Source organism: Paenibacillus ehimensis NBRC 15659 (genome assembly GCF_004000785.1).
In the GTDB taxonomy this organism is placed as follows: domain Bacteria; phylum Bacillota; class Bacilli; order Paenibacillales; family NBRC-103111; genus Paenibacillus_G; species Paenibacillus_G ehimensis.
In genome coordinates this window covers 1-12,069 of sequence record NZ_BILX01000119.1, presented here as the reverse complement: position 1 = coordinate 12,069, position 12,069 = coordinate 1, and the positions used below count along the sequence as shown (strand labels likewise).

At 53.5% G+C, this 12,069-nt stretch carries 11 protein-coding genes; 6 read left to right on the top strand and 5 right to left on the bottom strand.

What is annotated here, in order from left to right; translation table 11 throughout:
- Window positions 1–255 precede the first annotated feature (255 nt).
- On the top strand, window positions 256–975 hold the full coding sequence (locus PEH01S_RS32720; protein ID WP_127490283.1) for a thioesterase II family protein: 720 nt from the start codon (window positions 256–258) through the stop codon (window positions 973–975).
- A gap of 471 nt (window positions 976–1,446) precedes the next feature.
- On the top strand, window positions 1,447–2,919 hold the full coding sequence (locus PEH01S_RS32715) for an amino acid permease (protein ID WP_025853036.1): 1,473 nt from the start codon (window positions 1,447–1,449) through the stop codon (window positions 2,917–2,919).
- 50 nt (window positions 2,920–2,969) lie between these two features.
- On the opposite strand, the gene PEH01S_RS32710 is transcribed toward PEH01S_RS32715, so the two are convergent.
- From PEH01S_RS32710 to PEH01S_RS32695, 4 genes are all read right to left on the bottom strand, one after another.
- Window positions 2,970–4,277, bottom strand: a complete 1,308-nt coding sequence (locus PEH01S_RS32710; RefSeq protein WP_127490282.1) for a dicarboxylate/amino acid:cation symporter — start codon at window positions 4,275–4,277, stop codon at window positions 2,970–2,972.
- Window positions 4,278–4,420: 143 nt separating this feature from the next.
- Window positions 4,421–5,167: a response regulator gene (locus PEH01S_RS32705; protein ID WP_084159749.1), complete on the bottom strand. Its 747-nt coding sequence runs from the start codon at window positions 5,165–5,167 to the stop codon at window positions 4,421–4,423.
- Window positions 5,168–5,224: 57 nt separating this feature from the next.
- On the bottom strand, window positions 5,225–6,805 hold the full coding sequence (locus tag PEH01S_RS32700) for an ATP-binding protein (protein WP_127490284.1): 1,581 nt from the start codon (window positions 6,803–6,805) through the stop codon (window positions 5,225–5,227).
- A gap of 137 nt (window positions 6,806–6,942) precedes the next feature.
- Window positions 6,943–7,410, bottom strand: coding sequence for a hypothetical protein (locus PEH01S_RS32695; protein ID WP_025853040.1), 468 nt, complete (start codon window positions 7,408–7,410; stop codon window positions 6,943–6,945).
- Window positions 7,411–7,568: 158 nt separating this feature from the next.
- On the opposite strand from PEH01S_RS32695, the gene PEH01S_RS32690 reads away from it, so the two are divergent.
- Window positions 7,569–8,627: a TRAP transporter substrate-binding protein gene (locus tag PEH01S_RS32690; RefSeq protein ID WP_127490281.1), complete on the top strand. Its 1,059-nt coding sequence runs from the start codon at window positions 7,569–7,571 to the stop codon at window positions 8,625–8,627.
- Between the two features lie 256 nt (window positions 8,628–8,883).
- On the opposite strand, the gene PEH01S_RS32685 is transcribed toward PEH01S_RS32690, so the two are convergent.
- Window positions 8,884–9,600 carry a 3D domain-containing protein gene (locus PEH01S_RS32685; protein ID WP_127490280.1) on the bottom strand — a complete coding sequence of 239 codons (717 nt, stop codon included), beginning with the start codon at window positions 9,598–9,600 and terminating at the stop codon, window positions 8,884–8,886.
- A 208-nt stretch (window positions 9,601–9,808) separates the two neighbouring features.
- Between PEH01S_RS32685 and PEH01S_RS32680 the strand changes: the two genes are divergently transcribed.
- From PEH01S_RS32680 to PEH01S_RS32670, 3 genes are all read left to right on the top strand, one after another.
- Window positions 9,809–10,624 carry a uroporphyrinogen-III synthase gene (locus PEH01S_RS32680; protein ID WP_127490279.1) on the top strand — a complete coding sequence of 272 codons (816 nt, stop codon included), beginning with the start codon at window positions 9,809–9,811 and terminating at the stop codon, window positions 10,622–10,624.
- A gap of 96 nt (window positions 10,625–10,720) precedes the next feature.
- Window positions 10,721–11,644 (top strand): ABC transporter ATP-binding protein, encoded by a 924-nt coding sequence (locus PEH01S_RS32675; protein ID WP_025853044.1) that lies wholly within the window; start codon window positions 10,721–10,723, stop codon window positions 11,642–11,644.
- Window positions 11,637–12,069, top strand: a 433-nt coding sequence (locus PEH01S_RS32670) for an ABC transporter permease (protein WP_246063134.1), incomplete at its 3' end; no start/stop codon positions are given. The genes PEH01S_RS32675 and PEH01S_RS32670, both read left to right, overlap by 8 nt.

The following is a 12,069-nucleotide window of genomic DNA, read 5'->3' as shown; positions in this document are numbered from 1 at the left end:
TTTTGATTACAAAAACGAAATATACAATACCTTTTTTATTTGGTAAAATATAGGTTGCCGTAGTTGCACAATTTATAAGCAAGGGAGGTTTATCGTTAGGATCAATCTTCATTTCGCTTTTGTAGCAAGCCGATGAATGGTTATAGACAGATAGGCCCCGGGAGCAATGAACAATATGACAGAGGGCATAAAGAGAAGCCGGATTGCCTGTCTTAGGATACGGTTCTATTAAACGGATTGGGGTGCCATAATTTAATGAGTAAAATCCAGTTATTTTGTCTGCCTTATGCCGGTGGGTCGGCTACGATCTACTCCAAATGGAAAAAATTATTGAATGCGGATATTGAATTGTATCCTGTGGAACTGGCCGGCAGAGGCCGGAGATTTAATGAATCTCCTTATGCTAACGTAGAGCAAGCGGTCGACGATATTTACCGTGAAATCAGCGGTCGACTCCATGCCCCATTTGCCCTGTTCGGGCACAGCATGGGAAGCTTGCTGACGTATGAGCTCTGCTGCAAAATCAAGCAGCAAAAGGGCGTGGAGCCTGTGCACATCTTTGCATCCGGCCGCCGGGCGCCGCAGTGTCCGCATGACAGAAAGGTGATGCACCTCCTCCCGGAAGCCGAGTTTATGTCAGAAGTTCACCAACTGGGAGGGACACCGCGCGAATTGTTCGAAAACCGGGAATTGGCGGACATTTTTATACCGCTTTTAAGATCGGACTATAAACTGGTCGAAACCTATGTTTACCATGAAAAAAATATGAAGTTCGATTGCGGGCTTACCGTTTTAAATGGAAAAGAAGACGACATGGCACCCGAGCATTTGACCGCTTGGAGTGATCATAGCAACGGGTCTTTCAAGATTGTTGAGTATGATGGCGGACATTTTTTCATTCACGATCATACCGAAGCTATCGTTAAGCTGATTAACGAAACATTAAGCAGGGTTGCATTATCATTGGGCAGATAGCCTAGGCCCACAGAGGCGGGGATCGTCATCCATTCTGACGGTCCCTTTCTACTTTTCCGCGAAGAACAACCCCCTATAAATCTTTCGTATTCCTAATCCCTTGCAAGTCCTTCTGGGGCCGAAAGTAGGGGCGGAAAGCAGCAAATATAATCGTGTATCCTCCTAGTCAAACTATTCCTTCCCCACTTTTTCCATAAACTATTTAATATGTATTATCTGCCAGGAATCCGTCGGGTGTCTTTCTTTTTAATGAGCACTTGTCAAAAGATAGGACTAGATAAAACGGAACAAAATATGATAGAATGGGTAGGCATATTGTTGAAATTTTATGAATAAACCTAAGAGGACCAAGTAGTCGCATAAAGGTTGCGGCTTTTTTTATGCCCTACGAACTAGTTTGGAGCATTGAAAGCGCCATAAAAAATCTTTGATGAGGGTGACCCTTAACATTTTCAGAAGGAGTAGCGATCTATGAATTCTACCCGAGTGGACAAATCTTCATCCCCGAATCAGTTGAAAAGAGGGCTGGCAGCCCGGCACATGACTATGATTTCGCTTGGCGGTTCCATCGGTACCGGCCTGTTTCTGGCCAGCGGCGGAGCCATTCATTCAGCCGGTCCGGGCGGGGCGTTCCTTGCGTATTTGATTATCGGCATCATGGTTTATTTTCTAGTGACAAGCTTAGGCGAAATGGCTACTTATATGCCGGTTTCGGGGACGTTCAGCACGTATGCGACCCGCTTCGTAGATCCGGCGTTCGGGTTCGCGCTCGGCTGGAACTATTGGTACAATTGGGCGATTACAATAGCCGCCGAGCTGTCGGCAGCGACATTGATCATTAAATTTTGGCTTCCGGACAGTCCTTCTTTGCTCTGGAGCGCGTTGTTTCTTGCTTTGATGGTAGGACTCAATCTGCTTTCGGTAAAAAGCTACGGAGAATCGGAGTACTGGTTCGCGTTAATTAAGGTCGTCACGATCATCGTGTTCATCGGAGTCGGCCTTCTGATGATCATCGGGATCTGGTCCAGCGAAGCCGTCGGCTTCCGCAATCTTACGATCGGCGACGCGCCTTTCCATGGAGGGTTCTTGGCTGCGCTCGGCGTCTTTATGGCCGCAGGGTTCTCCTTTCAGGGTACCGAGCTGGTAGGGGTAGCCGCAGGGGAGAGCGAAGACCCGCGCCGCAACGTGCCTAAGGCGATCCGCTCCGTTTTCTGGCGCATTCTGCTGTTTTATTTGATCGCCATCGCTGTGATCGGTCTGCTGATTCCGTATACGAACGAAAATTTGGCCAGTGATAACGTAGCGATGAGCCCGTTCACAATGGTATTTGAAAAAGCCGGCCTCAGCATCGCCGCGTCGGTGATGAACGCCGTCATTCTCACGTCGGTGCTCTCGGCAGGGAACTCCGGCATGTACGCGTCGACCCGGATGCTGTGGGTGCTGGCCAAAGAAGGGAAAGCGCCGCGTTTCCTCGCCAAGCTGAGCAAGAGAGGCGTTCCGGTTTATGCGCTGCTGGCAACGAGCGCTTTGGGCATGTTCGCTTTCTTGTCGTCCTCATTCGGCGACGGAGTCGTCTACACTTGGCTGCTGAATGCATCCGGCATGTCGGGCTTTATCGCCTGGCTCGGCATAGCGATTAGCCACTACCGCTTCCGCAAAGCGTATGTCGCTCAAGGCCGCGACATCAACGATCTGCCCTACCGGGCCAAATGGTTTCCGTTCGGGCCGATTTTGGCCGGGGTGCTGTGCGGTATCGTTATTGTCGGCCAGTGTATCGGGGGGATTAAGGACGGCACGGTCGATTGGGCCTACCTGTTTGCCTCTTATATCGGCATTCCGCTCTTTTTGGCGATATGGCTGACCTATAAGTGGAAGCATAAAACGAAGATGCTGAAGCTGGAAGAATGTGTGTTCGAGGAAACGGTTGAGGAACGGTCGAAATAGGGAATAATGAAGCAGCCGCACCGGCAAGGGTACGGCTGCTTTTTTGTACGTTAATTCGGAGTGAGGGCTTTGGATTCGCCGCTGACATATACGTGTTCTTCCGAAGAAGGCGATGCTGCAATCGTCTGATGGTCGAATTGCTTCTCGCTTTTTGCGATGACGACGGTTGCGACGCTGTTGCCGATCAGATTCGTGATGGCGCGGGCTTCGGACATGAACCGGTCAACGCCCAGCAGAAGCGCCATGCCTTCGAGCGGAATTACGTTGCCCGGGATTGCCGCAAGCGTGGCCGCCAAGGTGACGAAGCCGGAGCCGGTGACGCCTGCTGCGCCTTTGGAGGTCAGCATCAGCACGCCCAGCAGCGTTGCAATTTGCAGCCACGTCAGCTCGATGCCATAGGCTTGCGCGATAAATAGAGCAGCCATCGACAAGTAAATCGACGTGCCGTCCAGGTTGAACGAGTAGCCGGTTGGGACGACCAGACCGACGACTGACTTGGAGCAGCCGTATTTCTCAAGACGTTCCATCAAGCGCGGCAGCGCCGATTCGGAGGAGGACGTGCCCAGCACCAACAAAATTTCTTCTTTGATGAACTTCAGCAGATTGAAGATGCTGAAGCCATAGAATCGGGCTACGGCGCCGAGAATAACGATGACGAACAAAAACATGGTGATGTAGACGGAGCCCATCATTTTGCCAAGGGAGAACAGGGAGGCAATCCCGAATTTCCCGATCGTATAAGCCATGGCGCCGCCCGCGGCAATCGGGGAGAAGCGCATGATCATGGCGACCAATTTAAAGAAGATGTCGTTCAACTTCTCGAACAATTGTGTGACGGGTCTGGATTTCTCGCCCAGGGAAGCCATAGCGAGACCGAACATGACGGAGAACAGGAGCACCGGCAGCATGTCGCCTTTGGCGAGCGCGCCTACGACGCTGTCCGGAATGACGCTGAGCAGAAAATCCATAAAGCCGTGCGGAGCTTCCGCCGCTTGCTTCGCATACTTTGCCACGTCGGCCGCATTGGCTCCCACTTTGCTGACGTCCATGCCCGAGCCGGGACGGACGAGATACATGACCGCAATCCCGATCGCCATGGCAAAGGTCGTAATGATCTCGAAATACAGCAGCGCTTTGCCGCCGATCCGGCCGATCTTTTTCATATCTCCCATATTCGCGAAACCGATTACAATTGTGAAAAAGACGATGGGGGCGATGACCATTTTGATCAGCTTGACGAACATATCGCCGAGCACTTTGAGCTGCACCCCGAACGCCGGGAAAAATTGTCCGATCAAGATTCCGAGGACAATCGCAATCAAGACCTGAACCGTAAGGTTTTTGAAGTTGATTTTCATGGCAATCCCTCATTTCTAAAATGCGTTCTCTTTTCGTGTTTTATGTTATCGCTTTCATAATGGCTTGTGAATCATTTGGACATATTGGTTGTTTTGGTCTTTTTGGTCTTGGGGAGGGCACAAAAAAGCGGACCGCGTGTTTGTTAACGCGATCCGCCGGGCGGAGAGGACAATCTGTATTTATTGACGGGACGGCCGACCCCGTATTGAAGATCGAGACGGACTTGTCCGCTCTTCTCCAAATAATCGAGATAGCGTCGGGCCGTCACCCGGGCGATGCCGACACCTTCGGCGACCTCTTCGGCCGAAAGCGCCTCCGATTGGCCGACTAGAAATTGCATAATCTGCTTCAGAGTTACAGCCTGAAGCCCTTTGGGCAATTCCTGCGGCACTTCCACCCGGTCATCCGGTGAAGACGCCTCATCCGTTCTGCCGAAAAGCAGCCGGTCCAGCTCGGATTGAGAAGCGGGGCGGCCGCTGTCGAGCGCTGTCTTCATCTTCCGGTAATGCTCGAGCGCCTGCTTCACCCGTTCGAATTTAAACGGTTTCATAATGTAATCGACGGCCCCGTTCTGAAGCATCTTCTCGATGGTGCGCATATCGTTGGCCGCGCTGATAATCATCACATCGACGGGAGTTTGATTTCGGCGAAGCTCCAGAAGCGTCTCGATGCCGTCCTGCACCGGCATGAAAATATCGAGGATAACCAGATCGGGCTGCAGCTTCTTCACCATGCGTAACCCTTCATCCCCAGTGGACGCAATGCCGACGACACGGAAGCCTTCCACCCGCTCGACGAATTGACTGTTGACCTCCTGCACCATGGGATCGTCTTCGATCAACAGGACGCGGAGAGCGTCCCGCTTGAGTTCGTTCATACCGGTTACCATCTTGCTTGTGGTCCCCCTCGCTTTCACTGTAAATGAAGAGCATCGGACTGCAAAACATTACTGCATCGGGAACGTGATGATGAACGCCGTTCCTTCTCCCGGGGCCGATTCGATCTGAATCGAGCCCCCGCCTTTCCGCACGATACCGGCAAGCAGGTGAAGTCCGATTCCGCGTCCGGCGTCCCCTTTGGTCGTAAAACCGTGTTCGAATATACGGGCCTTGACGGATTCCTCCATGCCGCAGCCATTGTCCTCGACGAGGACGGAGAGCAGCTCGTCATCTTGTTCAAGGCTGATGAAGATGCGTTTGTTATCCTTGGTTTGATGATGCAGAGCGTCAAAAGCATTCTCCAGAAGATTGCCGAGCAGAATCACGAAATCGTGATGATCGAGCCGTTCGGGAAACCGTTCCAGCCTGCTTTGCCGGTCGATCGTCACCTCGATGCCAAGCTCACGGCCGCGGCTGATCTTGCCGAGCAGGAGACCGGTCAAGCTTTCGTTGTGAATGCGGCTGTCGAGGAAGCGGGTCAGCTCTTCTTTCTGCTCGGTCATCTCGAACAAGTAATCAAGCGCTTTCTCGTTGCTTCCCAGCTGAATCAAGCCGCCGATCGTATGCAGCTTGTTCATGTACTCGTGGTTTTGTACGCGCAGCGCATCGACGAAGGTCCGGACGCCGGTCAGTTCTTCGGCCATCCGCGTCACTTCCGTCCGATCTTGAAAAATGGCGACGGCGCCGACGGTTTCCCCGCCTACGGTGATCGGTACCCGGTTGCTCATGATCGGCGTGTCCTGAATGACCAGCTCTTGATTGAAAATCGGATGATTGAGCTCCAATATTTCGGGCAGCCGCGTATCCGGGAGCACCTCCCAAATCGACTTGCCGACGACGTCGCCCGATACTTTAAGCATTTGCTTTGCCTTCTCGTTGAAAATCGTGATGCGTTCGAACTTATCGATGGCTATGACGCCCTCATGCATCGCGTTGAATGTCGCCGTACGCTCGACCAGAAGCGCGGCGATTTCGTGCGGCTCCAGTTCGAACATCTGCCGCTTGATATGCTGGGCGAGCTTCCACGATCCCCACAGCCCGAAGAGCAGGGAAATGAACAGCACAACGTAGGCTTGGCTCGACAGGTCCAGCAGCACCTGCCCTACGGTCGGCTGGATTCGGCCGACGAGCGCGACGCCGACCTGGGCATGCTCGGCGTTCATAATCGGCACGAAGGCGCGCAGCGCCGTTCCGAGCTCGCCCTCTGCCTTGGACACATAGGTGTGCTCGGCAAAGGCAGGACCTTCGTCGCCGCCGGACGAAACGGTGCCGATGTTGCTTTCCACCGGATGCGACAGCCGCAGCCGGTGCATATCCATCACCACGACATAGGTCACGTCATTGATGATGCGGATGCGCTCGGCGGCGGGCTGGATGCCGGCGCGCATTCCGGGGTCCTCAATGCCGGAGACGATCTCCGGCATCTGCGCGACGGTGCGGGCGGTCACAAGCAGCCGCCGTCCGAGCTCCTCCTCCTTCAGCCGGACGATGCTGCCAAGGAGAATCGTCCCTCCGATACAGAGCGAGAACAGGACGATGCCGAAGGACAAAATCGCGATTTTCCAGTTGATTTTCAAGCGCTGCAGCATCATCCGTCCGCCCCTTTCTACGATATATTATCATACAACAGGATGCGGCGATTGAAAAATAGAACAGCCCTATCTTCCGCAACCGGAATGGAGCGGGGATGGGCTGTCGATAAGGGATAGGTAGGAAATGAGGGGGATTATGCTCCCGGCATCGTCTTTTTCTCATTCTTCCCCTTGCCTTGCTGCTGCTTGGAAGAGTTATTTTTATTATTGGACGATTGTTTGTTGTTCCCGGATTTTCCTTGCTGCTTGGACTGCTGCTTTTCCTTTTTGCCGCCTGCCCACGGGTCCCCCCCAAGACGAACTTTTTCCTGAAATTCGAGTTCCCGCTGCAGCATTTTTTGCTGGTCCTTTTGCAGCTTTTTCAGCTGCTTTTTTTCTTCCTTGCGGATTTTTTCCTGCTGCTCGTACTCGCTCTTTTTTATATCCTGATACATCTTCATCTGCTGCTGAAGCACCGTATCGATCGGTTTGTCTTGTTGCTGTTTTTTTTGACTTTGTTGCTTTTGTTGCTGCTCTTGTTTTTTTCCGCCGCCGCAGCCCGTCAATACGATCGGCATCAGCAGAAGGCACCAAAGCAGACCCCGTACGAATCTTGCCGGCATCTCGTCCGAAACCTCCTTCGTTTGCGGGGTATCGTCCGCGTTTTCTTTAGTTTATCCGTTTCATCAAAATTCATGTTCGGCTGTACGTTCTTCATTGAGTTGAGCGGCGACATATGTTATTGTACATCATGATCATGACACTCCGGAGGTGGGCGGGCGTGAGGCCTTTGCTCGGAACGCTGCTTGTTGTATTCATCGGACTTGCCGCTGCCGTGGCGATCGGGTTTTATCCGGGATTTTCGACGATATCCGACGTGACGGATGACGAGCAAGAAGGCTTCGACCAAGCACTGGTCATTAAATTCAGCCATGTCGTTGCCGAAAATACGCCCAAAGGTCTGGCGGCTCAAAGGTTCGCCCGGTTAATGTCCGAAAAGACGGACCGCCGCGTGAAGGTCGAAGTGTTCCCGAACGCGGTTCTCTATAACGAGACCGACGAAATGAATGCGCTTATGCGCGGGAGCGTACAGATGATCGCCCCTTCCTTTGCCAATCTGTCCGAGCATGTTCCGGCGTGGCTGACGTTCGACCTGCCGTATGCGTTTTTGAGCGACGAAGCGGTACAGGAGGCGTTTGACGGCGAGCTAGGGAAGCTGCTGTTCGATAAGCTGGCAAGCAAAAATCTGGTCGGCTTGTCCTATTGGGGCAACGGCTTCAAGCAAATGACTTCCAATCAGGGACCGCTGATCCATCCTTCCGATTTTAAGGAACAGCGCTTTCGTATTTTGCCCAGCAAAGTGATTGAAGCGCAGTTTCGGCAGTTCGGGGCGAAGACGAATCCGATTCCGTTTAACGAAGTTTATCGCGGCCTGGAGTCGGGCGTCGTGGACGGCGAAGAGAATACGATTTCCAATATCCGTACGAAAAAGTTCTATCAGGTGCAAAAATATATGACCATCAGCAACCACGGATATCTCGGGTATACGGTGCTGATGAACAAATCGTTCTGGGACAAGCTTCCTGAGGATGTGAAGCAGCCCTTGGTAGAAGCGCTTGAAGAAACGGCGCGCTGGGCCAATGAGAATGCGATCGAGATGAACCGGCGCCAGCTTGAAGAGCTGCGCCAGCAGGGGGGCATGCAAATTCACGTTCAGACGCCGGAGGAACGCCGCGAATGGATGCAGCGGTGGGAGCCGATCTATCAGGAATTCGAGGCGACGATAGGAAAAGATGTCATGAGCCGCATTCGCCAATTGCGGGAAAAATACGGAAGTTGAAGAATCGATGCAATCGTAACTGTTGAAACTTCCGGCAATGGGATGACTTATGGTGATGCGAAATTAGGTACGGTGTATAAGCTATGGGTTGGGGCATACGATAAACATGGTAGACTACTTAGACAAACAGAACCCAATGGAAATTATGTAAAATACACTACACCCGTTCAAAAGGTAAATCTAACTTGGAAATAAACAAAAAAGCAGACTACTTGATTAAAAATGGATCAAGCAGCCTGCTTTTTTTTGCCTTTATTTACGCCTTGCCTTCAAGCACGTATACCTTCACATTTTTCTTCACGCCGAATTCGCGGGCCTGCTTCACGTCGTCCATAAACAAGTCGATTCGCGAACCGCGGATGGCCGATCCGATATCCTCGGCTTTGCGGATCCCGATACCGTCGATGAAGACGGTCGAGCCCATCGGAATTACCGTAGGATCGACGGCGATCGTGCGTCCTTCCTCGGCTTTGCTGCCGCTGTAGGTGATGCCGTATTCCGGGTGGGACGGCTTCTTGCCGGTCGATTCGACTCCCGCGGTATAAGCCGTGAGCGTCGAAGTCAGCACCTGCCGGATGATCCCCTCCTGTCCTCCGGGCAGCTCAAGCCCCGCTTGCTCCGACGGAATCTGCAGCTGCTGGCCCGCCTGGAGCGATCCCGGATCGTTGATTCCGTTCACGGCAAGCAGGGTCTGCACGGGAATTCCGAACGATCTGGAGATTCGGTAAAGCGTATCGCCCGAACGCACTTTATAGAAGACGGGGGAAGACGCTGGCTTCAAGACGGGACTTTCCGTCCGCGCTTCAGCCTCTGCGTCTCTTTGCAATATTGCATCCCATTCCTGGGATGTCATGGCCGTTTCGGCCAAATCCGCCGATGTATGGTAGGCATAGGCGGACCGCTCGGCCGCCGCTCCCAAGGTGACAATGAGAATAAAGCAAATCGCAAGCCGGAAAATACTGGAATGTAACATTCTTTACAACTCCTCCTTTGAAAGAACTAGAGTGATAGTACTAGATTTGCCCGCTATCCCCGAATTTAAACCGGCAGGCAAAAATTCGTTTCTCCAAATCTATTGATTGAACGGCAATCTTCCAGTATAGTACGAACTATATGTCAGATATTGTGACGCATTGCAGGAATACGCGACCGGCAGAAGGTCCGCAAAAGGGGGCATCGGGATGAGCAGACTTGCAGGAAAACGAATTGCGCTTACAGGACCGAGGAAAGCGGCGGAGCTCAGCGTCATCGTGGAAAAGCTGGGCGGGGTGCCGATCTTGCGACCGGCCCAGGGAACCGTAGCCGTCGAGCGGGAGCAAGTGGAGGCGGAAATCGCCCGGTTGATCGAGAAGGGGATCGATTGGGTTATTCTTACGACAGGGGTCGGCACGGAGCTATTGGTGCAGGCGGCCGAAGGCATAGGCAAGAAGGAAGCGTTCGTTGAAGCGTTAAGCCAAGCCCGAATCGCGGCCAGAGGCTACAAAACGATCAATTATTTGAAAACGTTGGGGCTAATCCCTGCCGTGCGGGACGAGGACGGAACGACGGCCAGTCTGATCGCGGCGATGACGCCTTACGAGCTTCAAGGGCAAAGGGTGGCGCTGCAGCTGTACGGCGACCACGCGCCCCGGCTTGTCCAATGGCTGGCCGAGCGGAAGGCGTCGTACCGCGAAATTTTGCCGTATCGGCACGTTCCGCCCGCGTTGGAGGTGGTGGATACGCTGCTGAATGAAATTGTGAGCGGCGCTATCGATGCCGTGACGTTCACCAGCACCCCGCAGGTTCGGTTTTTGATGGCCTATGCGCGGGAGCAGGGAATGGCCGAACGGGTTAAGGAAGCTTTTGCGACCGGCGTCGTCGCCGTGGCGGTAGGGAAAGTGACGGCTGAAGCGCTTCGCGAAGAGGGCGTCACCCGGGTCGTTGCCCCGGAGCAAGAGCGGATGGGCAGCATGATTGTCAGCTTGGCGCAGTATTACGAGCAGGAATCCGGGGCGTAGAGCGTCGGCCTTTTTCGAAATTTGGTCGGTCATTTCAGGTATGGTATACTTTCCGTGTTAGGAAGGTATGCCCTATTTTTTACATATGGAGGCATTATGGAAACGACTCCGGTAGTACAACTGCGGCAGGTAACCAAGCGAATCGGCTCTAAAACGATTGTGGACGGGCTGTCCTTCGAAGTGAAGCCGGGCGAAGTGTTCGGGTTTCTCGGACCGAACGGCGCGGGCAAAACGACAACGATCCGGATGATGGTCGGTTTAATGGCCATCACGGATGGAGAAGTGCTGATTCAAGGCAACAGCGTGAAAACAAGGTTCGAGCAAGCGATGCTTCATGTCGGTGCGATTGTGGAAAATCCGGAATTTTACGGGTTTATGACCGGGTATCAGAACCTGGTTCATTTTGCCCGGATGATGCCGAATGTCACTAAGGAACGTATCGACGATGTGGTCCGGCTGGTGAGGCTTGAGAACCGTATTATGGACAAGGTCAAGACGTATTCGCTCGGCATGCGGCAGCGTCTCGGCGTGGCCCAGGCGATCCTGCACCGCCCGTCGGTGCTTGTGCTCGACGAGCCGACCAACGGTCTGGACCCCGAGGGGATTCGCGAGCTGCGCGATTATTTGCGCCGGTTGGCGGTGGAGGAACGGCTCGCGGTCATCGTTTCGAGCCATTTGCTGTCCGAGATGGAATTGATGTGCGACCGGGTCGCCATCATCCAGAACGGACGGCTGCTTGATGTCCGGTCGTTCAAGGAGGCGCCTTTGGAGACGGAGGAGGTCGAGGTACGGTTTGAAGTCGACCGCCCCGAGGCGGCTCTGGAGCTGCTTGGAGAAGCGGAACGCGCGCAGGCGGAAGGCTCGGAGCTCGTCGTATGGCTGCCGAACCGGCGCGAAGCGACCGCCGAGCTTAACGCCCGTTTCGTTGCGGCGGGAATCCGGGTTTACGGCATCCGGACGCTGACCAAAACGCTCGAGGAGCAGTTCCTCGAAGTGACGGGAGGGAACCGGATTGTCTAGCATATTGCGCCTCATACAGAACGAACGGATGAAAATTTATACCCGCCTGCGAACGTGGATCATGCTTGCTTTTGTCGTCTTGGCGGTTATTTCGATGGGCGTGATGATGAAGTATGTCCTCGAATCGGAGATGAACCACGGCCTTCAATTCATGAGCAACTCGGCGATTCTCGCCCCGCTCGTTACGATTTTTTCCGTCATTGTGGCGGGTGACATTGTAGCTTCCGAATTTACTTGGGGCACCGTGAAGCTGCTGCTGATCCGTCCGGCCTCCCGCGGCAAAATTTTGTGGGCCAAGTACGTATCCGTGCTGCTGTTCATTGTCGAACTGCTGCTGCTTATGCTGATCATCTCTTACTTTACGGGACTTATGCTATTCGGCGTCAGCGGCTCGGTTGCGCCCGACGAGACGCTGCCCGCCATCC

Coding starts and splice junctions, on each gene's coding strand:
- PEH01S_RS32720 (WP_127490283.1), top strand. CDS start 256: ATGAGTAAAATCCAGTTATTTTGTCTGCCTTATGCCGGTGGGTCGGCT.
- PEH01S_RS32715 (WP_025853036.1), top strand. CDS start 1,447: ATGAATTCTACCCGAGTGGACAAATCTTCATCCCCGAATCAGTTGAAA.
- PEH01S_RS32710 (WP_127490282.1), bottom strand. CDS start 4,277: ATGAAAATCAACTTCAAAAACCTTACGGTTCAGGTCTTGATTGCGATT.
- PEH01S_RS32705 (WP_084159749.1), bottom strand. CDS start 5,167: ATGGTAACCGGTATGAACGAACTCAAGCGGGACGCTCTCCGCGTCCTG.
- PEH01S_RS32700 (WP_127490284.1), bottom strand. CDS start 6,805: ATGCTGCAGCGCTTGAAAATCAACTGGAAAATCGCGATTTTGTCCTTC.
- PEH01S_RS32695 (WP_025853040.1), bottom strand. CDS start 7,410: ATGCCGGCAAGATTCGTACGGGGTCTGCTTTGGTGCCTTCTGCTGATG.
- PEH01S_RS32685 (WP_127490280.1), bottom strand. CDS start 9,600: ATGTTACATTCCAGTATTTTCCGGCTTGCGATTTGCTTTATTCTCATT.
- PEH01S_RS32680 (WP_127490279.1), top strand. CDS start 9,809: ATGAGCAGACTTGCAGGAAAACGAATTGCGCTTACAGGACCGAGGAAA.
- PEH01S_RS32675 (WP_025853044.1), top strand. CDS start 10,721: ATGGAAACGACTCCGGTAGTACAACTGCGGCAGGTAACCAAGCGAATC.